Below are 25917 nucleotides of genomic sequence, written 5' to 3'. Positions count from 1 at the left end.
TTGGCTGGAATTTTAGGCGAATACACAGAAGTTTTCCTGGAAGAATCCGAGGACCAAATTGAGGAACTAAATTCCAATTTGGTAAAACTCGAAAAGGACCATGAAAACCCAGAAATCATCAATGACATCTTTCGTGCGGCGCACTCTTTAAAAAGTTCCTCTGCTTTTGTTGGACTTTATAATTTATCTGATTTAGCTCATACGATGGAAAACCTTCTGCAAAAAATTAGAGAAGGTAGTTTAGAAATCAATGTTAAACTTGTTAATCTACTTTTTGAATGTTTTGATCTAATTAAGCAAGTAATCGAAGGGGTTGCCAATGGAGTAAAGGTGGAAACTCCTTTTACCGACATGATTAAAAAACTCCAAGATTATGAAGCCTCACCAACTAAGGTTAGTCCAGCTACAAGCTCTGCTAAACCGAGCGAACCAGAGAAGTCTAAAGAAGGTTCTATTTCTCCAGTTGCTTTAAATGAAGAAGAAATATCTGAAATCCGTCAGACTTTGAAAGAAGATAGTGACCAAACCGCTTTTTCAGTCTCTTTAAAGTTAAAAGACGAAACACCAATGCAAAATCTACGCCTTCTTTTGATTTTGCAATCAGTAAAACAATCGGGTGCAATCATTCAATGTAATCCTTCCGAGGATGCTTTAGACAATGGGCAGGGAAGTTTTGCATTATCCTTTGTTACCGTCACAAAACTAAGCAAACAGGAACTACATGTTCAGTGTAACATCGATATGGTTGATACTCTTTCTGTTGAGGAATTAAAACTTCCTGAAACAGAAATGGAAGCTCTTGAAAAAAGAACTGATAATTCTCCTCTGTCTACTCCTGTAAACCAATCCACAAGTAATCTTGATTCAGAAGATAAACATGTGGCAAAAAGTTCTACTAACTTTGATAAGGCTGTCACCGATTCTAAAGTAGTGATGAGAACCATCAAGGTATCTTCTGACAAACTAGACCAACTCATGAATAACGTGGGGGAACTTGTCATTACCAATTCTGGGTTTCAAAAAATCTATGATGATTTGGTGGCACAGTTTGGTGAAGATTCATTATTCAATGAACTAAAAGGTAAAATTGACCAAATCAATCGAATTTCCAAGGACTTACAAACTGGAATTATGAACATCCGTATGGTTCCGATTGGATCTGTGTTCAACAGATTCACAAGGCTCATTCGAGATCTTTCTTTAGAAACCGGAAAACAAGTAAACCTAGTCCTTCGCGGCGAAAATACAGAACTCGATAAAAAAGTAATCGATGCCATCGGGGAGCCACTCATCCATCTCATTCGTAATTCCGTAGATCATGGAATTGAATCTCCAGCCGAAAGAAGAGCAGCGGGGAAACCAGAAGAAGGAACTGTGGAACTCAATGCTTACCAAGGTGGGTCCAATATCCTCGTAGAAATTCGAGACGATGGAAAAGGATTAAACAAAGATAAAATTTTGAAAAAAGCGATCGAACGTGGGCTTGTGAACGAATCGGATGCTCAGAATTTAGCAGAATCCGATATCTTTCAATTTATCTTTGCACCGGGTTTTTCTACAGCGGATAAAATTTCCGATATATCTGGTCGTGGTGTAGGAATGAACGTAGTCAATAAACTCATTGAGGAGTTTAAAGGCAAAATTCTCATCCATTCCGAAGAAGGAAAAGGTTCATCCTTTACCTTATCATTCCCACAAGCACTTGCCATCATTCCATCCATCCTTGTGATTATGGAAGAAGAAGTGTATGCTTTCCCACTTTCGGAAGTTTCTGAAACGATTAAAGTCAACTTGGATCAAATCACAACTCTCGAAGGACACGAGATCATCAACTTACGAGGTGAGGTATTACCGATATATCGGTTGAACCGAATCCTTGGGCTTGCCGACAAACAAGAGATGGTGGAAGTGCCTGTGGTCATCGTGAACTATAAAACAAGAAAACTTGGATTTATGGTCGATGATTTGATTGGAAAACATGAAACGGTAATTAAATCCCTAGGTAAAAACTTCAAAGACATCCAAGGTCTTACAGGTGCTACCATTATGGGAGATGGAACTATCATACTTGTTTTAGACATTCCTGGTCTTGTGGAAATTGCAGCTGATAAAGTGGACTGGTCTGATCAGTTGGTAGCTGGTGAAATGATGAAGAGAGCTTCCACCATCCGTTCATTGGAAATGTCAGATTCTGAGTTTATGTTTAAGTCTAACCATCCAACAAACCGTTATAATGCGAAGTTGATTGAATTACGTGCTAAAGATAAATCAAGAATCAAAAAAGACAAACATAAAGTAGAAAAACATATCATTGTTCCAAAAGAAGAAGTGTTTGCGGAAGAACCAGTTACTAATCTAAAAATCACTACAGAAGTGGTCAAAACGGAATCTGCAGTGAATGGAGATTCCGGTGAATCATCCAAATCGGCAACAGCTACACTTGTGATTGATCATAAAACTGACGAAATCCATCGTTTGGCTGATATCGCAAAGATCGAAAATGTTAAGTTAACAGAAAGGGAACAAGCCGCAGAAATAATAAAAGGTTTTGTAGAACAAAAGGAAGAAAGACTAAATCAAGTAGCAGCCTTAAATTCGGATGCAATCAATGAGATCATGTCTTCGAAAGATATCAAAAAACTAGAGAATATCGTGAATACTGGTATGATGAATGCTGGCGTCGTTTTGTCTCAGTTAGTTGGTAAAGAGGTGGAACTTTTTATTCCTGAGATCAAACTCACTGATAGAGAAGGATTGGCAAAAGAATTCAGATACTCGATGGATCAGTTTTTTGGCATGAAGATTCGTATGACTGGAGACCTCAATGGAAACCTTCTTATGATGTTCTCGGAAGAAAATGGATCTGAAATTGCGAAAGAACTTCTGGGATCTGAAGATGCTAAGTATGCAGAAGGAAATCACCACAAATTATCAGAAGATATGGTGTCTGTACTATCGGAAATATCTAATATTGTTTGTTCTAGTGTGATGAACTCCCTTTCCAATAAATTGAAAAAGGAAATTCTTCCTTCAGTTCCAGAAATGATTACGGGAAGTTTTATGGATGTGATAGACATTGTAAAACCTGAACGAACAAAGTTTTTGTCCATGCACACGGAATTTAATCACCAAGGTAGTAATTTAATCGGTGTTTTAGTATTCTTGCCTGATTTTGATGAACTAGTAGATTTAATTCATAAATCATGAATAAAAAACCAACAGTTGTCATTATTGATGATTCACTCCTTGTCAGGAATATCTTAAGTGATGCCCTAACCAAAAAGGATGAAGTGCAGGTCATTGCTACCGGGAAAACCGGGATGGATTGTATTGACCTAGCAGATAAGTTAAAACCAGATTTTATAGTCTTAGATATTGAAATGCCAATCATGGATGGGCTTACGGCTTTGGCTGAAATTAAAAAATTAAAACTACCTAGTCATGTGATCATGCTTTCGGTTTTAACACAACATGGGGCTGAAGCAACTTTCAAAGCTTTGGAACTTGGTGCAGTTGATTTCATTCCTAAACCATCCAGTGGTAATCAGTTTTCTCCAGAAGACATTGCTGCGGTATTGTCCGCAAAAATCAAAGGGTTTTCCGATTCAAGACAGCCGAGCATCGAAGTTCTACTAAGGCCTGAGAGGACCGAACGCCAATTAAATAAAAGTTTTCAAAAACCAATCAAAGTAGAGGCTATCGGAATTGGGACCTCCACAGGAGGACCGAAAGCTTTGCAGACAGTATTTGCAAGTATTCCGGAAGACTTTACGAAACCGATCTTTGTGGTGCAACATATGCCGGCTGGGTTTACTAAGGCATTTGCGGACAGATTGAATTCCTTGTCTAAGATACATGTGAAAGAGGCGGAAGATGGTGATTTGGTGCAACCAGGAACTGCCTATATAGCTCCAGGCGATTACCAAATGAAAGTAATTGCGAAAGGAAAGGATCATTACATTGAGCTGAACCATACAGGTCAGGTCAATGGGCATAGACCATCCATTGAAGTATTGTTTGATAGTTTGGTTGAGGCTTACGGGGGGGACCATCTTTTATCCATGATCATGACAGGTATGGGAAAAGACGGATCACAGGCCATAACCAACATTCACGCCAAAGGTGGTATTACTTTGGCGCAGAATGAAGCAACATCCGTAGTGTACGGAATGAACCGCGTTGCTGTAGAACTAGGTGGGATAGATTTTGTCCTGCCGGTGGAAGATTTAGTACCAAAAATGATTGAATTATTAAAGTCGAGAGGGAATTAACATGGCAAGAATTTTGGTTGTAGATGATGCAAAATTCATGAGAACGCTCGTAAAAGATGCGTTAGTTGGCGCGGGTCACGAGATCGTTGGTGAAGCTGAGAACGGTAACATTGCGGTAGAACAATACAAAAATCTAAAACCAGATTTAGTAACTATGGACATCACCATGCGTGAAAAAGATGGAATCGAAGCAACGAAGGAAATCATTAAATTTGATGCTTCTGCAAAAATCATAATGGTAACAGCTCTAGGTCAGGAAGACCTACTGGCAAAAGCAATCAAGATGGGTGTAAAGGATTTTGTTGTGAAACCTTTCCCTCCAGAAAGATTGCAACAAGCTGCAGCAAAAGCACTAGGTTTATAAATCGTGTCCCAAACCCCGGAGTTTATCGTCCGGTGGCAAAACCAGGACGGAGGACTGACAGAAGGACCTTTAACGGTTTTATGGTCTCTGATTGATAGTTATAAGGTGGATATTTTTGAAGTCTCCCTTTCGCGTATCACATCTGATTTCATTCAATTTTTGAGAACCAGTCAGTCCTTATCGATTGAACTTACTTCTGAGTTTGCCGTGATGGCATCTCATTTGGTGTATTTAAAATCCAAAGCCTTATTACCAGATCCTGGTTTTGAGGAAGAAGATTATGATCCTCCCCTTCCTAAAGAACTCGTCGATAAATTACTCGAACATAAAAAGTTTCAAATGGCCGGACAACGTTTGGCAGAACTAGACAGACTTACCGCAGGTATGTTTACCCGGGAGACCAACCAGGTTTTGGATGAAACGGAAGTTTGGTTGGATGTAAGCCTTGTGGATTTGATCTCCGCTTTCAATTCGATTTTGGAACAAGAGAGTTCCAATGAAATGGAAGACCTCGTGCCAATCTACGAAGGAGTAAGCCAATACTCTGTAGAGGACAAAATGGCCTATTTACAGGGTCTTTTAGAAAAAACCGAGGAAATCCACTTTATGGATTTGTTCGAAACAGAAAAACCAGAAAAAAAAGAAATCGTCGCTGCCTTCCTTGCCGTATTAGAAGTTGTTAAAATCCGAGTTTGCAAAGTCATCCAACATGCAGTTTTCGGTGAAATCAAAATAGTCAAGGTTTAGATTCATTTGGAAGAAAGAACTTATACTAAGGGCCTTCTTGAGGCGCTTCTTTTTTTATCTTCAGATCCAATCAAATTGTCTGCACTTGCCAAGTCTTGCGGGATCGAAAAAACAGAAGCCCGGGAGCTCCTCGACGAACTGATCTTAGACTACCAAGAAAAAGAAGGTGGATTTTTACTAAGAGAAATCGCCGGTGGTTATCAGTTTATCACCAATCAGAAATACAGCGAAATATTAGCGCATATCTTTAAAGATAAAAAAAGAGAAACCCTCTCTCGCGGGACATTGGATACACTTGCTATCATTGCTTACAAACAACCTATTACATTGACAGAATTGGATGAAATTCGAGGTGTTTCTTCTCGTGCTATGGTAGCAAGTCTTATGTCCAAGAAATTGGTGAAAGCCGTTGGGCAAAAGGAAGTTCCGGGAAGACCTACTTTGTATGGAACAACTAACGAATTTTTGTTACACTTTGGTCTCAGTAAACTAACGGACCTTCCTACACCTGTAGAAGTGAAGGAACTTAAATTTGATGAATTCACACCTGAGTCTATCATTGTGACTGATGAAACAGAAATGAATCCTGATTTTGATACAAGCACACTACCGGAAGAATTACAAGAAGGGTCTTAAATGAGCAGCGCAGAAGAAGAATTAAAAAAACTCCGTGCTGGTATCGATTCATTAGACACCGAAATTATATCACTCATACAAAAGCGGGCTGGTTTCGCACAAGAAATTGGTCGTGTCAAAAAAGAATCGGGTGGCCCAATCTACCGTCCTGATCGCGAAAAAGACGTATATGAAAAAGTAACGAAACTATCCGGTGGGCCACTTCCTGCTTCTGTGATTCGAGCCATTTATCGTGAAATGATGTCAGGAACCATCGCCTTAGAACATCCGTTAAAGATTGGATTCTTAGGGCCCGAAGGAAGTTTTTCTCACGCAGCCATGCGTTCCAAATTTGGAACATCTATTGAAGCAATTCCTCAAACATCGATTCCTGATGTATTCCGCATGGTGGAAGAGGGGAAGTTGGATTATGGAGTGGTACCTGTTGAAAACTCCACAGAAGGCCAAGTGAGTTCCACTTTGGATATGTTTTTGGAAACGGATCTTTCCGTTTATTCTGAGTTATACCAAAGAATTTCTTTTTCACTTCTCGGTTTTGAAACAGACCTTTCTCTTGTAAAAAAAATCTACGGGATTCGGATTGGAAACGAACAATGTCGTAATTGGATTTCCGCCAACCTTCCAGGAGTAGAAGTCGTAGATACTTCTTCTACGGCTATGGCTGCAAAGTTAGTTTCTGAAAGAAAAGACGGCCTTGCGATTGCATCTAAAATTGCGGGTGAAATTTACCAATTAAATGTGATTGAGGAAGGGATTGAAGATTATTCGGGAAACACCACTCGGTTTCTTGTGATCGGTAAAACAGAATCACCTAGAACAAAAGAAGATAAAACTTCCATTGTGTTTTCAATTCCGAACCAAACCGGATCTTTATTTGCTGTTTTAAAAACTTTTAATGATGCCTCGGTCAACCTAACAAAGATAGAATCAAGACCTTTAAAGAGAAATTTGTGGGAGTATCATTTTTTCGTAGATTTTATTGGACATAAAGAAGATCCAAAAATTGCTGAGCTTTTAGAAAAAGTAAAATCACAATGTACTTTGTTTAAACTATTAGGTTCCTATCCAACTGCTGGATCTTTTCCTACATGAATCTATCTAAAGTTTTGATTTATGGAATGGGCCTTATGGGTGGATCTCTTGCCCTCTCGATTCGTAGAAAATTTCCTGAAGCAGAAATAACAGCGGTCGTTCGTTCTGAAAAAAGTAAATCCACGATTTTGAACAAACAACTGGCGAATTTTGTTTTTTTGCAGAAAGAATTTCTTACACCTAATTGGTCTAACTATGATTTGGTGGTTTTTAGTACACCTGTTGAGTCTATTTTGAAAATCATTCCAATTCTTCCTAAATCGGGAAATACCATCTTTATCGACTTAGGATCTACCAAAGAAACGACTGTTACAGCAGTCGAATCTTATTACGGAAAGGAAACCCATCATTATATTTCTACCCACCCAATGTGTGGGTCTGAACAAGCGGGCCCTGATGCCGCGATTGAAAATCTATATGTGGACAAACTTTGTATCCTAACTAAACCAAACTCCGCATCAGATTCTAGTTTTGAATGGGTGCGAAATTTTTGGGAAAAAATTGGGTCCTGGACTATCGAGATGGATTCAAAATCACACGATGAAACATTGGCTTACCTTTCGCATCTACCTCATGTGGTATCTACTATCCTTGTGAACGTAGCAGGTGCCAACTTTAGAACCATGAAAGAAGTAACAGCGATTTCAAAGCCGATTACTGGTGGTGGGTTTCGGGATATGTCAAGGATTGCCGGATCAAATCCTGAAATGTGGATTTCTATTTTTAAAGAAAATAAAGAATTTTTAAGTGAGGCGATCGATGATTTTATTTTACAACTAACAGAATTCCGTAATTTATTGAAATCAGATCAACCATTTGACGAAAACAAAATGCGTAGCCTTTGGGAGTTGGCATTGTCAAATAAAGAAGAAATTCGAAAATCAAAATGAAGTTTTTAAAAAATCTAAATAAATTGAGTGGCTGCAAGGCTGCCATTCTCACGAACCAAAGTGCATTCGGATTTCGCGGGAAATATCATTACCAAACTTATTCTGAGATTTTCGATTTAAAGACAATATTTTTGCCAGAACATGGACTGTTTGCCGAGTTACAAGATCAGGTGAGCGGGGATGAGCTAAAGTATCTTTTTGGAGATATGCAAATCGTCAATCTCTATGGAAAGGAAGAGTCAAGCCTTATACCACCAAGAGAAAGTTTAACAAATGTAGATGTGATCATCATTGATATCAAAGATGTTGGTTCGAGGTATTATACTTTTTTAACAACTGCGTATTATATTTTGTGTGAAGTTTCTCGTTTAAAACAAGAAACTGGGAAAGCTCCTCTTTTTTTAGTAATCGATTCTCCAAATCCCATTGGCAAAAAAATAGAGGGTAGTCCTCTCCAAAAAGAATTTGAATCCTTTGTAGGTGTCACTTCTGTTCTCCATAGGCACGGTCTAACCCCGGGCGGGTTATTATCCTATTATAATGAAACCTTTCACTTAAAGGTTGATGTGATTGTTGTGCCAGTTGGTGTCATCCATCCAAAATCAGTATCTAACTTGGAATGGGTTCCTCCTTCTCCAAATATTCCGACGCAAAATACTTGTTTGGTCTATCCTGGTATGTGCCTTTTGGAAGGAACCAATTTATCGGAGGGAAGAGGGACAACTAAACCTTTTGAAACATTTGGTGCTCCCTATTTGATGGGAAAGGCAAAAGAGGAATTGGACAGAAGGATGGCTTTCCACCAACCAGGAAATTTTATTTTACGTAATTTGCGATTTTTACCTACATTTCATAAGTATACCGCATCCATTTGTGAAGGTTACCAACTCATGGTTTTAAAACCAAAGTTGTTCCATTCTCTTTATTTTATATTATACTTTTTGAAACAAGTAAGTGAGTTATTCCCCTACGATTTTGCGTATTTAAAAGGAGTGTATGAATTTCGTTCTGATCGCCCCGCCATTGAGCTTCTCGCAGGTGATTCTACGCTTTTGGACTATTTAAGCGGCAAACTCTCTGATTCTGATCTAGAAAACTATTTGCAGGATACAGAAAGTCTTTGGGCAAAGGTCATAAAACCGTTTCGATACTAATTTTTTTAACAAATTGGTGTTGCCGACCGACTAAAGCGTAGGTATACAATCACCATGACAAGAATGTTTCGAACCATTTTTCTAGTTTCCCTTATGGCAACACTGCTTACCAACTGCGGTTATAATCGTATCCAAGAGTTGGATGAAGAAGTGACTGCTTCTTGGGCAGAAGTTCTCAACCAATACAAACGAAGATCTGACTTAGTACCCAATTTGGTTTCAGCGGTCAAAGGGTTTGCCAACCAAGAAAAAGACATCATGAAAGGAATTGCCGATGCAAGAGCAAAAATTGGATCTATCCAAGCTACTCCTGAACTGGTTAACAATCCCGAAAGTTTAAAACAATTTGACCAAGCACAAGGTCAATTGGGATCTGCATTGTCTAGACTTCTTATGATCCAAGAAAACTATCCTCAATTAAAATCTGACCAACATTTTTCTGATTTGATGGCACAGTTGGAAGGAACAGAAAATAGAATTACTGTAGCAAGAAACCGTTTTATCAAAGCTACTAAAGAATACAATGTTTACATTCGTCAGTTCCCTGCGGTCCTAACTGCGAAAGCCTTTGGTTATGACGCAAAAGCAACTTTCACAGTGGAAGACCAAAAAGCAATTGAGAATGCACCAAAAGTAGAATTCTAATTCTCAAGTAAAAATGGAATATAAATTTCATTTGATTTTAAAAATGGGAATCCAACTTAGTGTAACACAAATATAAAGTGAAGCAATTGATCCTAAGTTTATAATACGAAGCCGGCAAATATGCCGGCTTTTTTGTTTAAAACTGGAAGTAGAGGAAAGGGCTTGATACAGTCACACTATAAATAATGAAAGAAACTATATAAAGTAAGATACAAGATGGAATCAAAAAATACAAATTATCTGTTATAAATTTAAATCTGTCTTCATCTCTATCTTGTAATATATCTACTAAAAACAAAAATCCAACTAGGATCACAAGACTTATACTCATTTGAGGAAACATTCCTGAAGCACCAGTAAACGCACGTTCTAACATAATATTGGCGATACCCATTCCAGTGGAAACTTCGGGAGTAGCTTTTGCTCGAAAGAAAAAACAAGATAAAACAAAAATGCCAACGGGATAAATTGGTTGGATGGAACGAGGGACTCGGTTCCAGGCGTTACGCATGGATTCAAATTTGAAAACGAATTTTTCCACAACCATCATCGTGGAATGGAGTGTTCCCCAAAATACAAAGGTCCAATCGGCCCCATGCCAAATTCCAGAAACAAAGGTTGTGATGAATAAATTAACATAGGCCATAATCTCACCACGTCTATTCCCACCAAGAGTGATGTAAACATAGTCACGTAACCAGGAGCTAAAGGATATATGCCAACGTCTCCATAGTTCACTGAGTGTGCCCGATAAAAAGGGCCGATCAAAGTTTTTTGGAATATGAAAGCCTAGTATCCTTGCGGTTCCTATGGCGATGTCAGAATATCCGGAAAAATCACAATAGATTTGAACTGCAAAAAGAGAGGCAGCAATCCACATCGCAATCCAATTGTATTCTGTTGGGCTACCATATATAGGATCAATCACATAGGAAATAGGATCTGCAATGAAGGTCTTTTTAAAGATTCCCCAGAAAAGTTGTTTGAGACCTTGTTTTAAGTTTTCTCTGGAAAAGTCTTTTGAATCTAAAAACTGGTGGAGAACGTCGCTTGCACGTAAAATGGGACCTGCGACAAGTTGTGGAAAAAATGCAAGAAAGAGTCCGAAGTGAAAAATGGATTTTGCTCTTTCAACAACACCTTTGTAAACATCAACGGCATAAGATACAGCTTGTAAGGTGAAAAAGCTGATTCCCATAGGAAGTAGGATTCCTGATTTTTGTACAAATTCTGGATCACAAGGAGTCAGAGAAAAAGTTTGGTTCCAAACTGTGATGGAAAAATCCAGATATTTAAATACAAAAAGTAAACTTAAGTTACTCCAAACAGCAACGTTCAACCAAAAGAGTTTTTTCCCTTTAGAGGAGGCAAATTCCATGTAATCGACAGCAAGTTTAGTAATAACGAAGGAAAAAACGAGTAAGATTAGGAAAGGGATACGAAAGATTGCATAAAAATACAAGCTAACAATAAATAACCAAAGACCTTGGAATCGTTTTGGAATCAAAAAATATACAAGGATAACAACGGGAGCAAAGATCAAATAGTGAACTGAATTAAAAAGCATATTATTTGATTTCCTTTAGTGCTTCTTTAATAGATTCTGCAGCCCAAAGATTGCCTAGTTTGGTAAGATGGCCATCACCAGGGATATAATAATCTTGAATTCCTGCTTTTTTTGTTTGTCCACGTAAGGTAAACTCACGCCCGCACATTTTGTCCGTATAGGGAAGGATATCAAGAGTTTGGATTCCTTTGGAGTCTAAATACTTTTTAGCGCGGATGGCATAACCACCAAGTGTATTGTACTTTCCCATTTGTCGACAATACACTTCTTCGATTTGCATCGGAAGGATAACAGGAACAAACTTATATCCTTTTTCTTTAGATAGTGCTATCATTAAGTCATAGGCCCTTGTTGTAGTTTCGGGAAGAGGTTCAAGAGAATTGGGATCTACCGGAGTATCGGAACATATAACATTTAAATTTTGAAGAGGTGCCGGGCAAACAAAGTCCTTATTTTCCGCGCATTTCTGTTGTTTGATGGGTAGTATAAATGTCTCTCGCAAATAAACGAAAGGAGATGTCGAAAGTAATAGTGTATCAGTTTTCACTAAGTATTTAGTTTGTGCCAACTTAACTTTTGTTTGTTCATAAGCAAGTTTTAGAGCTTGCAAAAGATAAGAAATTCTAGTGAGTTCAAATTGAAGCCGAAAGTTCTTTTTCCATATAGGATCATTTTCATGTATGGCATCGTTTTCATCATCAGGAAGGATACCTTGTGCACGTAATTCCTCAGGCATTGTAAAATCGTTCGGTGAAATAAAAAACAATACTGTTTTGATATTGTCAATCTTTGTAGACATATCTTTTAGGCGTTTGTAAGAACCAAGTGATCCATAAGCATCTACACCTAAATTGAGACTTTGGAAAGAGATTCCATTTTCTTCGTAACTTCCAAGTTTAGAACAAAAAGTATCTTCATCTGAGACACCAAATCCCATAACCAAACTATCCCCTAAACAAATAAGTTTTGGTTTTCCAGAAATGGGCTCTTCTCGTCCTCGAAGACCAAGTGAATTCGTGGTGAATTGGCCTTGCCATAAATCGGCATAATGACGTACGAAGAGACTTTCGTTTGGTTCTAAAGTGACTCCATATTCGGGATGGTAGGCATGTAGAAGTTTTACATCGCGGTAATAACGTAAAGCAGGCGGATTGGAAGCCCTTAAAATCAACTCCAATGAAAGTAACGCCAACGGGAAAAATAGGACAATGGCTCCCCATCGTTTCCAGTTTTGAATCATATCCCTCTAAACTTTAGAATTCAGGCTGGGAATCAAGCATTTCTAAGGTAAATTTAGGAAGTGCTTGGCTATGGCATCGGCAAAAAGTTCTGCTAGGGCGGGCCCTGGATGACCATCACTTGGGATATAAACCGGTTTTTTCTTTCTATACAATTCCAAAGTTTTGGTTCGGAGATCAATCGTTTTCACATCCTGTTCTTTAAAGAACTCTTTTGCCATTTCGTAATTCAGGTCTTTGGTGTCGGGGTGTCCATCTCCTGCCATTCCCCAACTGAAAAGAATTGTTAGCTTTTCTTTCGGAACCAAGGGGTCGCTAAAAAATTTTCTCAAGTTAGAATAAGTGATATGACTTTTTGGATAGAGGATGGGATTCCCGTACGAAGTGTACTTATTTGCCGGTGGTGTGGGGAGTAGGAACCGATAGAAATAGGAATTTCTTACGAGAAGGTAATGGATGGGATAAAGATAGCGTTTGATTCCCACTTTTTCTCTTTCATCATCAATGAAGTCAGAAGGATTCCAGATCCAATAAATCTTTTCTGGATGTTTTTCTGATTTTTGGAATTTCAGAGAATCTTTAAGGATTCTTAAAATTCCATTCGTTCCGATCGCATCGACGGCAAGTAATCGAACATCTATCTTATATTTGGATTTTAAATAAAAAGAAGGTGTTTCGTTTGTTGGTAAACCATACCCCATCGCCATAGAATCTCCGATTAACCATAAATTGGTGGATTCTATGTTGTTCGAAAGGATTCTTTCTCCAAAATCATTGGTTTGGATGTCCCAAATTTTTCCATCTTTGCGGATAAAACTTTCGTTTCGATTTGGACATAGACGAATTTCGGAGAAGTCGTATAAACAATGGATTTGTTTATACCGAATTTCATCTGGATCTGTTTTAGAGAGAAATCTAAAAATACCCTCCCCAATTAGAACAATTAGGAGGGGTGTTAGCTTTAAAAAGAGAATAAACTTATAGTATTTTTTCAATGAGAAGATAAAAGAAAGAAAGGTTTCCCATATAAAGAAGCATCACTAAAAAACCCATTGCAATTTGAAAGATATAAGCGGAATAAGAAAATCCTTGGTAAGCGAGATAAGTTGTAATTCCTAATATCATCTCTGGAACTAATACATAATAGGCGACCTTTCCCCACATTTTAACATTTTGCGGATACCAAGATCCTAAAATCCACATGGTAGCTTCCGAAGTTCCAAAAATAGCTAAGGCTACGATACCAACCCAAAGGCAGGTTCCAACAATAGAAACGGACATCTCTTCCAGTTTGATTCCCGTATATACGCAGATAAAAAGTGGGATGGCCCAAAGTCCTGCCATATAACCAGAAACAGTTCCAATTTTCAAAAAACCATCTTCTGGGAAAACTAGGATTTGTAAGGCGCTGGAAAGAAACCAATCAGGAAATATCATAAAAATGGATAAAGGGACTAAAAATTTCCAAATACGAAATGGAGTATGCCAACGTAGTAACAAACTTAAGGCCGCAAAACTGACATGAAATAATAAGGTGAGAGAAGCTAGTTTGATCCCGGCCGAACTTTGTCCCCAATACAGAACAAATCCGGAAACAATACTAAATACCAAAAAATACAATGCTAAAAGGAATTCTTCTGCTAGGAACTTAGGTTTCATCGCTTCGAAGTTTAAGGAGGAATGGATAGGATGCAAGTCGAAACTGAGGTTAATTGAGACGAAAAAATGAAAATGCGAAAATGACTGATACTTGGGAGATACTGGGTTCGAACCAGTGACCTCTACCATGTCAAGGTAGCGCTCTAACCAACTGAGCTAATCCCCCAAGGTAAAACCACTTCACCAGAGCCGAGCCCACCGTAAAGTACGATTTCGAAATCGGTTCCGGATGGAAAAATCCTCGCTCATCCTGTCTGCTAATCGTTTCGGTTTGGTCAGATCAGGAATTAAAAGTACCAAATTGTCTTTGGCTCGGGAAAGGCCGACATAGAGAATCCTTCTTTCTTCCGCTTCATCTATATCTTCTATGTCCTCACTCCACCCTAACACCAGATCTAACAGGACCGTTCTGAATTCTAATCCTTTGGCACTATGGATGGTCATGACTTGCAAAGCAGGTACTCCGTTTTCGATCCATTCGTGTTTTCTAAAATTACTTCGAGTGAGGATTATAGATGAGGAATCTTTCTTGTACCATTCATTCCAAATTTTCATTGGGTCTTCTTGGGTATCTTTAATTCGTTCAACTTGAAAAATCCCTTTTTCAGTACGAAAGGTTTTTACCTGTTTTGTAATTTTTTCCTTATTCTTTTTTAAAGGAAGTAAGGAAGATTCGATGATGGATTTATTGGAACGATAGTTAGTGGATAAAAAAAATTGGACTACGTTTGGAAAGTGATTGGGAAATTCTAAAAAAGGTTTGGGGGTTGCCCCGCGAAATCCGTAGATAGCCTGCCAATCATCGCCGACTACTGTAATGGATTTAAAATTCATTTTTTTTATGATTTGCAGTTGAACTTCATCTGTATCTTGGAACTCATCTATGATGAGGGCCTTCCATCTATTTTTTACAGTGTTTGAAGATTCTGAATCTAAAAATTTTAGGAAATCAAAGATTAAGTCATCGAATTCAAAATAATTATTTTTATCCTTCCACCATTGAAAAGACCTACTAAAAGTATGATACTTTTCGAGAGAGATTTCTTTAAAATGTTTAGCATCATTCTTAAATAAAATCGGAAAAGGAACACCTCCAATTTCAAATTGAATTGAATTTAAGAGTTCTTTTGTTATTTTCCATTTTTTAGATTGGCTGAGTAATTTAAATTTTGACCAATTTTTAGAATTGTCAAAATGTTTGAGAGCATAGTAACAAAACGCGTGAAAGGTAGAGATATGATACCTAGAAGAAAGACCTTTTTTTTGGCACCTTTCTTTGAATTCGTGAGTTGCTTTTTTTGTAAAGGTAACGACAAGAGTGTTTTCTGGTAGAATGGAGTTTTGTTTTTCTCTTTCTTCCAAAAGTCCAACCATCGTTGCCGTTTTTCCAGAACCGGCACCAGCAATCACTTGTTTAATGAGATGTTCCGATTTTATGATGGATTTTTGTTCTTCACTCCACATAAATAAGTTAGCGAAGAAAAAATAGTTTTGGTTCTAGTTTATTTGGCTATTGTTTGAAAACGGCTGTGTCTTCATCTTCCTCTTCTTTGAGATCGTAATATCCATATATAAAATTGGAACTAGCTTTCACTTCCATTCCGTAAAAATGTTCTGAAATTCTTCCTGATTTTGTGACTTCTAATTTGTATTCTTCTGCCAAAAATTTCATTTTATCCATCGATATCTTTTCATTGATTTTTGGTCCGAAGCCAGATTCCGTTTTTGACCAATCTACAATAAAAAGTCTCCCACCGGCTTTCATAGAACGAATGAGTCCATCCATCGCCAAACCTGGGTTAGGGAATGTAGAAAGGGATAGGGAGGCAAAAATGATTTCTGGAACAGGAACCCATTCTGGAAGTAGTGGGTGGTCGGATTGGTCCAAATGAAAAGGGGTAAGTTGTTCAATTCCTTCCATTAGTTTGCGACGTAAAATCATATCGATGATCTCTTGTTGGCATTCTGCGGCCCAAATCCAAACATGGGGAAACCACTTTCGAAATTCAGTGAAGTAAAATCCGAGCCCACTTCCAAAGTCCACAAGGTTGTTTAATCCCTTCCAATTGAAAAATGCGTATACATCCTCTGGTGGGCAGACCTCTCTCCTGTGGCTAGAGAGTAAGTATTCTTGGTAATTTTGGGAACGGTAGTATTCCGTTTCGGACATAATGACAATTCTTACAGAAAAGCTGGGAAAGTACAAACGAAAAATTCAATTAGGAGACTGATAACACCGAAAATCTAAGTATGAAGTTCTCGATTCAGCTCTGGATGGTTGCGCTGTTCTTTTCACTTGTTCCGGTTTCTGCGGACTCTGGATTTGAGGAAAGTCGTTATCCTACCATAGCGAAGGCAATTCATGTTAGCCTCCTGCCAGATAAAAAATCGATTCGTTTAGATTGGGATCCACCTAAACAGGAAGGCGAAATCATTGTGGCAAGGTCTTCAGTTTTGATCGATAGTCCAGACAAATTGTACATTGCAGATTCTCTTGGGAGGTATAAAACCTCTACTTCAAATCCTACTCGTGTTTATTTTGATTATAATTTAAAACCGGGAACTTATTATTATGCGATTGTTATGGTGTCTGATGTTAGGCGAAGAGAGGTGAAACTTTTTGCCAACCAAAACTACTCCGTAACACCTATACATATAGCAGAAGAAAATGGCACACCAGTTGTTGGTCAAAATCCAGATTTTCCGGCCTTTCCTGCAGATGCTGGAATTCATTCAATGGTAGGTGGGGTTTCTGGAATTACTGCAAATATTGAAAAAAAATACATTCGGTTGAATTGGACACCACCAAACGGTGCTACTGCGGGAAGAACTTTATACACAGTTTACAGGTCAAATACCCCACTGACAAGTTTACCTCTGATGCAAAAGGCAGAAAAATTGGCAGAACTCACACATCCCGTAAATACTTTTTTAGACCAAGATTTGGATAAATCACAAACATTGTATTATGGAGTTTCTGTAAAACAAGTTGGAGGCGAAGAAACACTTCCCTTAGAAGATAAAAAATCTACCTTACGTGTGTTTTATGTAAAACAGACTCAGAAAAACAATGCAGAAGTCATTGTGGAAGAGACACCCGTAAAACCAAAACAGGAAGTTGCATCAAATGATACACATGCTGATTTAGGTGGAGTAATGCACGTTCGTGGACTCGGTTATGAGCGTGTAGGGAAAGGTGCCGTGATCAGTTGGATTAGCCCTGAAGCGGCCGACGAATCTACTATATATAGTTTGTATGCTTCTGTAAAACCACTAAACCAAGGGTCTGCTTCCTTTGGACAAGGTTCTGTGGTAAAAGTTGCCACGGTAGTTCATCCAAAAACAAATTTTTTCATCAAAGAGTTAAAAGAAATAGATGAACTTTATTTTGGTGTAACCGCAAAATCCAACGGAATTCCAGAAGATTATAATTTAAAAGAAAATGTTTCTTACTTTAAGTATGATTTTTCAAAGGACATTGCTCCCAAGGAAGAACCGAATGTAGTGGCGGAGTCTCGTCCTAAAAAAGAGCCAGAAAAAACAGAAGTCTATAAAAATGAACATGCTGTAACACCAACAGAGAGTTTGCCTCCTAGAGAAAATGCAGAGCAGGCAAATGATTTTAAGGAAGAAACTTCGGCAACTGTTAATTATGATTTAGGTCAAACGGATTTGAATCAAATTATCAAAGAAACGGTTCTTCGTAAAAAATATGAAGTAGCAGTTTATCGGTTAGAAGAATATTTAAAAAATGAATCTAACACTTACTTGAGAGGAAAGGCAATGTTTTTTCTAGGAGTGAGTGCGTTAAAAACTGGTGATACAAAAAAAGCCTTAAAATGTTTTTTGAAAAGGGAAACTAAATCTTATTCACCATCTCGAGTAGAATTTTGGACGAATCAAACCCTGGGTCAAGCGGGTAGAGGGAATTTATGAATCGAATTATAGTAACTTTAGCTGGTTTTTTGTTTATTGTTGCAGGGCTTTCCACTGCCTACTACCAAACAAATATTTCTGCAAAGGAAGACCAGTCGCAAGCGATTTTGGAAAGAATTGCAGAAGGGGAAGAGTATCTAAAACAATCGAACCCGCAAAGTAAGGAAAAGGCAATAGCGATTTTTTCTGAGTTAGCTGGTAAACGAGGTACGGAAAAGTATGAATTCCAGATCAAATACAACCAAGCAAGAGCCTTAGAGAAAAACTCTGATTTTTATCCTGCCCTTGATATTTATAAGGATTTAAAAAAGAATCCAAATCTTAAACCAGAAGATAAAGAGCGATTGAGTTATTCACTTGGGAACTTACTTCTAAAGATTGGAAATGAATCTGAAGGAAAAGTGCATTTAGAATCTGTTCTGCAAACAAGTTCTGAAAATAAACTCAGATCTAAATCATTTCTTTCTCTTGCTGATTACTATTACCGAACCGGAAATTTTGAAACTGCCCGTAAAAATTATACTCTTGCCTTACAAGAAGATCCAAACAATACAGAATCAAGAATTGGCTGGGGAAGATCACTGCGTAAACTAGGAAAAGATTGGGCTTCGTTTGATGTATTCGATGAATATATTGAAACAGCTGATCAGTTAGCAGGTGCTGATGAAAAAGTAGTAGGTGAATACAAAGACTCTGTCTTAAAAGATGCAAAAGAAAATTATACAAAAAAACAATACACTAAGGCTGTTGAGTTATTCCAAAAAGTGCTCAGTGTAAATCCTACTCCTAAAAAAGAAGAGGAAGCTTTGTATTACATCGCTTTGTCTTTTGATGCGATGGGAAAACAAACCGAATCACTAACTTATATCAATAAGGTTTTGAATAATAGTGATTATTCTCTCGATCAAGCAGCGTTATACAAAAAAGGCACTATTTATTTCAGACAAGGCAAATTTGAAAAAGCAGCAGGTATCTTTCAAACGATTGTAGATAAATACCCTAAAAACCAGATTACCGACAAGGCGATTGCATGGAAAAAAGAATCACTCGATCAGTTTACCGACCACAATGATCTAGATGGTTCAGATGTATCGTCTGATTCCTATTCATCCAAACCAGGTTCGGTTTCCACAAAACCAGATTCAGGGAATGATTTGGAGTTTTAGTCGGCTTTCATTAGAAATTCATTCGATTTTGTATTCTGGAGAGCTTCCTCCATTCCGAAAGTTTTATAAATTTCAGGAACAATGTCTGCAAGCGAATGTATATTTTCAGCGAAGCGGTCAGCATCCTTACCATAGAGGATGGTGGCCGCCGGGTTTTCCGTATGGTTTTTTTGACTTAAGTCTTCCATGTTACCGTGGTCACTGGAAACAATCAGTAAATCGTTTTCGGGATCTAAACTTTCCAATAAACCTCGAAAAAAAACTTCTAAGTTTTTGATAACATGTTCTGCCTTTTCCCAATCCATTGCATGTCCTACTTTGTCGGTGAGAAAATACTCATACAAAGCCAACTTGTAATTTCCAAACCTAATGAAAGATTCTTTTCCTAATTGATAGGGGTCTCGTTTTTCGAGAAGTGGATCTCCAGGTTTTAACATATCAATCCCAAGAGTGCCCATGATTTCATGTGTTAAATCCATATAGAGACCTCTACCATTCGCTAGATCATCAAAGTTCTTTAAGGGGCGCCCACTAGCTAACTGGACTAAGGTGGAGGCGGATACGAGTTTTGGTTTTTCTTCGACGTGTTTAAGGTAGGGCGGTGAAAAACAATTTAAAAAATCACTTAAGAATCCGTTTTCGTTTAGAACTTTTATGAGAGAATATTTTGCTATGATTTTACGAAGGGTAACCGTTGGAAATCCGCTAACATGGCGTTCTAACACCTTCGGGCCAGGAATTCCCGTCCAAAGTGCTGTTTGGCCTGTGGCAGATTGTGGAAGGCCCGGAACCCCCATGTGGGCATCCGTTTTGATATAGTGCAATTTTGATGGCAAAACCGGCAAGTCTGCATCGGACTTCGGAATTCCTCCCACGGGAGCTAAAAAACCTTTGGCAAATCTACTGAATGGATTGGATTTGGGGTCGTAATTTGCGATTCCCACACCGTCCAAAAATACATAAAAAATCATTCCTTTCCTTGGACTGATTGGTTTTTGCCAATGACAACCCGATAATTAGAATGATGAAACGGAATTTCGGAAACTTGTCTATTCTTTTTGGATACTTAGTCGTTTCCCTGCTTGTCACCTCCGTTTTGTTTGGATATTTTGAATGGATTCGGCCTTACCAGTTGAAATCCAATTTAGTTTCTGCCTTAAAACGTTATGATGAAGACCGGACAAAAGAGTATTTAAATACCCTTGAGTTCTTTTTTCGTGAATCGGCCTTACCTTATCGGGCCTCTTTGGTGACCAAAAGAATCAAACAAACGTTAGGTCTAAGTTATGTGCGATTGTATGATGATTCTCTTCGATTGATTCATAGTACAATTGAAACAAACGAAATTTTTCAACAAGAACTCAGACAAGATCCATCAGGTTTATTAGAAGGAAAACTTCGAACCTTAGCAAACGGAGATTTTGTATATAGAGATTTATCTGGTAAATTCTTTGTGGTATTTCCACCGGGTCCTTCTTTACCAAAACAAATTCAAAATGCTAACTTAGAATACGGTTATTTATACTGGGCCTTTGATCCCAAGTCACAAAAGATTCTTTATACCAATGATGAATCAATTTTGTCAGGGGATAGAGAGGTTAATCAATTGTTAGGTTTGTTTTCTGGAAAGGAAGGACAAACCATTAGCTGGCAGTTAGATGGTGAAGATGCAAAACTTCTTTTAGAAAAAACCGAAAATTTTTCTGTTTATTTACTTCGCCAATCTGACTCGGAAGCAGATGAGATTCGATTCGGATGTTTTATACTTTTTCTTTTTACCTTTACTGGTCTTTTTTATATACGTTTTATTTGGATTGTCATTCATACACATGGTTTTCAATTCAAAAGAAGAATTCTTTTGCCTGTAATTGTTTATCTTATTTTACTTTTGTTCTATCAGAAAAGTTTTGAACTTTTTCCTGACTACAGGTATTACAAACCTTGGACAAAACATCGATTGATTCAATTTGAAGAAACCCTTTCGGTTCTTGAAAAAAATTTGCTTCGCGAAGGTCTTGGTGAAGGTGGGGGACAAGGCGAAACAGAAAGAATTGTTTCTGAAATTTACCTTTGGAAAGAGGGATCTAAAGAAAATAAAACCATACAAAATCGATTTGGAATCGAAATTTTTGGATTATTTCAAAGGATACAAAAACATCCGATTACGATATTGGTGGAATCAGAAATTGATTTGGTATATTTAATTCCCAAAAGGAATCTTGAAGATGCTTCGATATCTATTTTAATTGCGGTTCTTGATTCTAATCTTCTACAAGCAAAAAAGGAAAAAGACAGAGACGAGTTCTATTTCCCCTTAGTTTCTGCAAAACTTTCAGATAACAAAAGTAAGGAGCAAGTTTTGTTTAACCCAAGAACCTGGAAATTAGAAGATACTTCTAGGTTTGTTCACTTAGAATCGAAAAAGCAGTCTGTAGGTTTTTTACATCATAAATTTCATTCTTATTATATTGCCAAAGAACATGGAAAACCAGGTTTTTTATCAGGTTTGTCCGTGTATCGTTATTCTTCCTTTCCTCCTTATTTATTTAGTTTTGGATATTTGTTCATCGGACCTTGGATTTTCTTTGTATTATGGGCTTCTATCAAAAGGAAATGGGATCACCATGTTAAGTTAGGGGAATCCCCTTTGGTGAGTGAAGAGTCATTTGAGAAAGAAGTAGAGATAAAAAAATCGACTCCTAATCAAGAAGGAATTGAAACAAAAATGGAGTCCGTTATAAAGAATACAAATCCTGTGAAAAAAACGAGTTTTAAAATTTTACCTCCTGCTACTTGGAGACGAGTCGCCATCTTAGATGCAGTACAAAAAAAACGAGAAACTATTTTTAATCCTGAGTTGGAGAAGTTGGTTCATTCAGTGACCAAAAGAGAAGAAACACAGGAACAATCCATATCGAAACCTATCTTTGAAAATTTTCTGACATTAGTTCCTGAAGAAAAACGTGTGGAGTATAGTTTACTCGATAAAATTTATCGCGAAAATGAAATTTCTTATGATGGGATTGTTGGTTATACAAAAAACTTTATTTCAAGACTTGGTTCTCCCAGGTTTTCTTATTTATTTTTGAATGATTCTTTAGGTTCTTTCCATAATCAAATTTCTTCCGGATTAGACTATAACACTCGTTCTAATTTAATTTTTTTACATCATGACCCTTACTTACCTTTTGATGAATCTGGTTTTGCAATGTTCGATGTAGACGATACTGTCAGACTTGACCGATTTATTGCTAAGAAGTTTTCCTGGGAGATACTATTACAGACAGAAGCCATCATCGCATTTCATATGGAATCTTTAGGTTTTCCCGGTATCTTTTTAGTGCTTTTAAATAAGGAAGAAAGGGCAAAGTTTTTAGATTCTCAAAAACGTATGATCCAGGAGAAACTTCGCCAGGTAATTCCCGCCCTACATGTTCTTGTGGAAAAGGAGGAGAGAAAACCTGAGTTTTTAAAAGATAGTTTATCTTGGATGATTCGTTCCTTTATGCAAGCCACCTTCGGTGGGAAACGAACTACTTCCGTACTTCGCATCCAGTGGCCCGAATACAATCCAACTCCTGACTGGGAACGTTCTAAAAGACATTTTATCGATTCCATTCAAACTTATTTAGAAAGCAAAGATCGATTAATTGAAACATCACCAAATTCTATGTTAATTGTAACAGCAAAGGATATATACCTTTCTGTAATTCAGAAACTAGAGGAATTACCTTTTCGCCATGAAATCAAATCGATGAAATTCCCTGATGATGGACAGAACTTCTACTTATACTTTTAAAATAATCTGTATTTTTCTCTTTTCCATCCATAGTATATGGGCCGGTGGTAGCAAAAAAAAAGAAGAAACCTCTGCCCTAAAAAAACAAATTTACAACTTGCACAAAGTAGATGAAGAAACTTCCTCCATACCTTATTTGGAACGTTACCTTGATCTCAGCAAAAATGAATTATATTTTAATTTATTATACGCAAAAGCTTTGCTTTATCGAAACGATTTATCCGTTCCAAGGCCAGATGAACCTGCAGAAGACCGAATCAATAAAGCAAAAGTAATTCAAAAAAACTACAATCTGTCTTCGAAACTTTTTCAAGAGAATGTATTACATTTAGAAAAAGTACGACCCAGGGATCCAAACCTAGGACGATGGTATTATCTTTGGGCTTTCAGCGAATGGTTTTCAGATAACAAAGAGAAGTCGATTAAGTTATTCCAAAAGGCTGTAAAGTTAGACTATCGACTGACAGAATCTTATTATAATATTGCCTCTCTTTACGAATCATTAGGGCAATGGCAGGATGCCAGTTTGTATTGGCGCAAATTTGAAAAGGCAGAAAAAGAACTAGAAGAAGAAGATTAATGGCAAAAATAGATAAACGATTCCAGATTCTACTATCGGAAGAAGAGCAAATTCTTTTAAAAAACGAGGCCAAAAGAAGAGGAGTCTCGCAAGGAGAGTTGGTTCGTATGGCTTTAAAAAATGAAATCATTCAAAAGTCGGAACTTTTGAAAAGACAAGCTGTAGTAGCTTTATCGGAGTTACTCGATTGAAGATTTATTTAACCTCTTCCGTTATTTTTGCCTTATTAAGCTCTTCTAGGAAAACTATAATTCAAAAACTATTGTTGGAATCTTTAGATAATCACGACAGATTTTACACATCGTCACTTTCTGTTTTTTTATTATTTCAACTATTGGGAGATATAGAAGTTGAGAAAAAAAAACAAATCCTTCGATACCTCGAAGATCTTACTGATTCTATTTTTGATTTGGATACAGAAGGTTTGAGAACACAAATTTTTATGTCAGAGACATGTGATATAGAAATGGCAATAGCTATAAAAGAAGGGATGGATACTGTTTTAGTGGATTTAGAAAGAGAGATCACCTCTCTTCCTTTGCTTTTAGTTAGAAATTTCTTTTGGGAAACTAAATGAAATGGGAGCAGAAAGTGGACTTCTTTGGTCTTTTGAATCCCATTCGTTTAAGTAACGATTGTAAGCTGAGATTCTAAAGTAATAAGTTAAACCAGGTTGGAAAAGTAGTCCTCTTTTTTCTTTTCTAGATACATCCACTTGATCTGCAAGAGGTCTGAAATCTTCGGAAGTAAGTTCTCCTTCTGGAATATAAATATTATTTATTAAAGTGTCTTCAGTAAGACAGAATCTTTTGTTCTGGAATCCTCTTTCATCATCGTTACCGTCAATTTTTGCTAAGTTACCGTTTTTATCTTTTTTAACAAAGACAGAACCTAACATTCGTTGGGGAGTGAGACCATAATGGATCATATAACCGCCGCCATTTTGCACTTCCTTTTCGTGGTTGGAGTTCCATAAAAAACAAAGTGGTTTCCCTGGCATAGGATTAGATTCCAATCGAAACCTGGTCGGCACATCGGGAGGAGTTTGTTCCATATACTCAAACGATAAGGATATGACATTAGGAACGGATTTTCCCATTGGATCAGGCCTGAACCATAATTTCCATTGGTAGTATTTGAATTTATTTTTAGGAAGATCGCGATCTAAAGATTGTATCCTTGTCCAAGGAAGTTTGACGTTGGAATCCACAAACTTTTGATTGGAACCTCTAAAATACAATTCGAGCATTGTATCTTTTGGTTGTTCGATACTCCAGTGAACGCGAGTTAAGTTAGAGTTACTATATTTAGTTTCTAAAACTGGAGATATAGCTGTACTTCCTTCCATAAAACCAATTTTGGTTTCATCATCATAACGTACTTTTTCAAACTTAGTATATTCAATTTCTGGCTCGCCTTTATGGATATGAAATCCATCCAGGTTTCCATAAAATGATTTCCCGAGAACAAGAGGAGTGGAATCATTTTCAGGAAATCCAAATCCTACAGTATCCGGTTGTTTATTTTCATATTCAGCCGTTTCGATTCCATTTTGGTACATTGTGTATTTATGATCTAATGTATCAAAATAAATGGATATCACTTCCCAAGTTTTTCTTTTGAGTTTTACTGGTGATTCTAAAATGAAACTGGTAGTCCTACCATCTGATTTTTGGAGAAGGTTATTCACATAGAGGGTTGGCTTACTTTCATTTAACTCCAGTGAGATGCCATATTTTTTACCCTTCACAAAGACTGTTCGATCTAAAATGACAGAGCCTGCACCTTGTTCTCCCAAACGAATGGGTATGGTAATGGTAAATGCATCAGGATGGGTTCCAAAAAGAGAATTGCCTGAAACAGAAAGGTGGATCTGGTTTCTCCGACCGGAAAAATATGCAGATTTTCGGCCAAAAAAATAGGTTTGGTCATCAACTAAATAAGAAGAAGATACGACAGATATGGACTTTGATTGATATGGAATGCCGGTTTCTGAGATCTGTGGTTCGGATACCTCTCCTTCAAAATCGAAGAAAAGTTCGCCATGTTTGGGTGTATTCTCTTTTGGTTTAAGGAAGTTTTTTTTGCCTGGTTCTGAATTTTGAACCACACCGATTTTTTTCCACAGGCCTAGGTCTAAATTCTCTTTTTTGGGGACTTCCCATCCAAAGAT

The 25917-nt window shown here is 37.5% G+C and carries 23 protein-coding genes and 1 tRNA gene; 15 read left to right on the top strand and 9 right to left on the bottom strand.

Going from position 1 to position 25917, the window contains the following annotated elements; genetic code table 11:
• The 9 genes from ND811_RS13595 to ND811_RS13555 are packed head-to-tail and all read left to right on the top strand — an operon-like array spanning position 1 to position 9799.
• Positions 1-3207 carry a chemotaxis protein CheW gene (locus ND811_RS13595; protein WP_265352563.1) on the top strand — a complete coding sequence of 1069 codons (3207 nt, stop codon included), beginning with the start codon at positions 1-3 and terminating at the stop codon, positions 3205-3207.
• Positions 3204-4271, top strand: coding sequence for a protein-glutamate methylesterase/protein-glutamine glutaminase (locus ND811_RS13590; protein WP_265352564.1), 1068 nt, complete (start codon positions 3204-3206; stop codon positions 4269-4271). The genes ND811_RS13595 and ND811_RS13590 overlap by 4 nt, the downstream gene beginning before the upstream one ends.
• A 1-nt stretch (position 4272) precedes the next feature.
• The gene (locus ND811_RS13585; RefSeq protein ID WP_002975323.1) at positions 4273-4635 is read left to right on the top strand and encodes a response regulator; all 363 of its coding nucleotides are present in this window, start codon (positions 4273-4275) and stop codon (positions 4633-4635) included.
• Between the two features lie 3 nt (positions 4636-4638).
• On the top strand, positions 4639-5382 hold the full coding sequence (locus tag ND811_RS13580; RefSeq protein ID WP_265352565.1) for a segregation and condensation protein A: 744 nt from the start codon (positions 4639-4641) through the stop codon (positions 5380-5382).
• 6 nt (positions 5383-5388) lie between these two features.
• Complete coding sequence (gene scpB, locus ND811_RS13575; protein WP_265352566.1) at positions 5389-6018, top strand: SMC-Scp complex subunit ScpB; 630 nt, start codon at positions 5389-5391, stop codon at positions 6016-6018.
• On the top strand, positions 6019-7110 hold the full coding sequence (gene pheA, locus ND811_RS13570) for a prephenate dehydratase (protein WP_265352567.1): 1092 nt from the start codon (positions 6019-6021) through the stop codon (positions 7108-7110).
• On the top strand, positions 7107-8000 hold the full coding sequence (locus ND811_RS13565; protein ID WP_265352568.1) for a prephenate dehydrogenase: 894 nt from the start codon (positions 7107-7109) through the stop codon (positions 7998-8000). Before pheA ends, ND811_RS13565 begins: the two co-directional genes overlap by 4 nt.
• Positions 7997-9154 (top strand): DUF1343 domain-containing protein, encoded by a 1158-nt coding sequence (locus tag ND811_RS13560; RefSeq protein WP_265352569.1) that lies wholly within the window; start codon positions 7997-7999, stop codon positions 9152-9154. The genes ND811_RS13565 and ND811_RS13560 overlap by 4 nt, the downstream gene beginning before the upstream one ends.
• A gap of 54 nt (positions 9155-9208) precedes the next feature.
• Entirely contained in the window at positions 9209-9799 is a 591-nt protein-coding gene (locus ND811_RS13555; RefSeq protein ID WP_265352570.1) for a LemA family protein, read from the top strand.
• A 136-nt stretch (positions 9800-9935) separates the two neighbouring features.
• On the opposite strand, the gene ND811_RS13550 is transcribed toward ND811_RS13555, so the two are convergent.
• From ND811_RS13550 to ND811_RS13520, 7 genes are all read right to left on the bottom strand, one after another.
• The gene (locus ND811_RS13550; protein WP_265352571.1) at positions 9936-11366 is read right to left on the bottom strand and encodes an MBOAT family O-acyltransferase; all 1431 of its coding nucleotides are present in this window, start codon (positions 11364-11366) and stop codon (positions 9936-9938) included.
• Between the two features lies 1 nt (position 11367).
• Positions 11368-12606, bottom strand: coding sequence for an LA_2490 family SGNH/GDSL-type esterase (locus tag ND811_RS13545; RefSeq protein ID WP_265352572.1), 1239 nt, complete (start codon positions 12604-12606; stop codon positions 11368-11370).
• Positions 12607-12648: 42 nt separating this feature from the next.
• Complete coding sequence (locus ND811_RS13540) at positions 12649-13599, bottom strand: LA_2486 family SGNH/GDSL-type esterase (RefSeq protein ID WP_265352573.1); 951 nt, start codon at positions 13597-13599, stop codon at positions 12649-12651.
• Positions 13583-14263, bottom strand: coding sequence for a DUF6989 domain-containing protein (locus tag ND811_RS13535; protein ID WP_265352574.1), 681 nt, complete (start codon positions 14261-14263; stop codon positions 13583-13585). Before ND811_RS13535 ends, ND811_RS13540 begins: the two co-directional genes overlap by 17 nt.
• 92 nt (positions 14264-14355) lie before the next feature.
• Positions 14356-14429, bottom strand: a tRNA-Val gene (locus ND811_RS13530).
• Positions 14430-14443: 14 nt separating this feature from the next.
• A complete protein-coding gene (locus ND811_RS13525) occupies positions 14444-15727 on the bottom strand; it encodes a UvrD-helicase domain-containing protein (RefSeq protein ID WP_265352575.1) in 1284 nt (427 codons plus the stop codon).
• 46 nt (positions 15728-15773) lie between these two features.
• Positions 15774-16433, bottom strand: coding sequence for a class I SAM-dependent methyltransferase (locus ND811_RS13520; protein WP_265352576.1), 660 nt, complete (start codon positions 16431-16433; stop codon positions 15774-15776).
• Positions 16434-16513: 80 nt separating this feature from the next.
• Between ND811_RS13520 and ND811_RS13515 the strand changes: the two genes are divergently transcribed.
• Complete coding sequence (locus tag ND811_RS13515; protein WP_265352577.1) at positions 16514-18199, top strand: tetratricopeptide repeat protein; 1686 nt, start codon at positions 16514-16516, stop codon at positions 18197-18199.
• Positions 18196-19365 carry a tetratricopeptide repeat protein gene (locus tag ND811_RS13510; RefSeq protein WP_265352578.1) on the top strand — a complete coding sequence of 390 codons (1170 nt, stop codon included), beginning with the start codon at positions 18196-18198 and terminating at the stop codon, positions 19363-19365. The genes ND811_RS13515 and ND811_RS13510 overlap by 4 nt, the downstream gene beginning before the upstream one ends.
• Here the strand turns inward: ND811_RS13510 and ND811_RS13505 are convergent.
• Entirely contained in the window at positions 19362-20336 is a 975-nt protein-coding gene (locus ND811_RS13505) for an alkaline phosphatase family protein (RefSeq protein WP_265352579.1), read from the bottom strand. The genes ND811_RS13510 and ND811_RS13505 overlap by 4 nt on opposite strands.
• 50 nt (positions 20337-20386) lie before the next feature.
• Between ND811_RS13505 and ND811_RS13500 the strand changes: the two genes are divergently transcribed.
• The 4 genes from ND811_RS13500 to ND811_RS13485 are packed head-to-tail and all read left to right on the top strand — an operon-like array spanning position 20387 to position 24321.
• Positions 20387-23164, top strand: a complete 2778-nt coding sequence (locus tag ND811_RS13500) for a hypothetical protein (RefSeq protein ID WP_265352580.1) — start codon at positions 20387-20389, stop codon at positions 23162-23164.
• A complete protein-coding gene (locus tag ND811_RS13495) occupies positions 23136-23744 on the top strand; it encodes a tetratricopeptide repeat protein (protein WP_265368945.1) in 609 nt (202 codons plus the stop codon). Before ND811_RS13500 ends, ND811_RS13495 begins: the two co-directional genes overlap by 29 nt.
• Positions 23744-23935, top strand: a complete 192-nt coding sequence (locus ND811_RS13490) for a CopG family transcriptional regulator (protein ID WP_265352582.1) — start codon at positions 23744-23746, stop codon at positions 23933-23935. Before ND811_RS13495 ends, ND811_RS13490 begins: the two co-directional genes overlap by 1 nt.
• A complete protein-coding gene (locus tag ND811_RS13485) occupies positions 23932-24321 on the top strand; it encodes a hypothetical protein (protein ID WP_265365529.1) in 390 nt (129 codons plus the stop codon). The genes ND811_RS13490 and ND811_RS13485 overlap by 4 nt, the downstream gene beginning before the upstream one ends.
• On the opposite strand, the gene ND811_RS13480 is transcribed toward ND811_RS13485, so the two are convergent.
• A complete protein-coding gene (locus ND811_RS13480) occupies positions 24289-25854 on the bottom strand; it encodes a LamG-like jellyroll fold domain-containing protein (protein WP_265352667.1) in 1566 nt (521 codons plus the stop codon). The two genes, ND811_RS13485 and ND811_RS13480, sit on opposite strands and share 33 nt — an antisense overlap.
• Positions 25855-25917 lie beyond the last annotated feature (63 nt).

The organism is Leptospira soteropolitanensis (genome assembly GCF_026151655.1).
Lineage (GTDB): Bacteria > Spirochaetota > Leptospiria > Leptospirales > Leptospiraceae > Leptospira_A > Leptospira_A soteropolitanensis.
The sequence above is the reverse complement of the archived record's forward strand: the minus strand, read 5'-3'. Positions and strand labels throughout refer to the sequence as shown.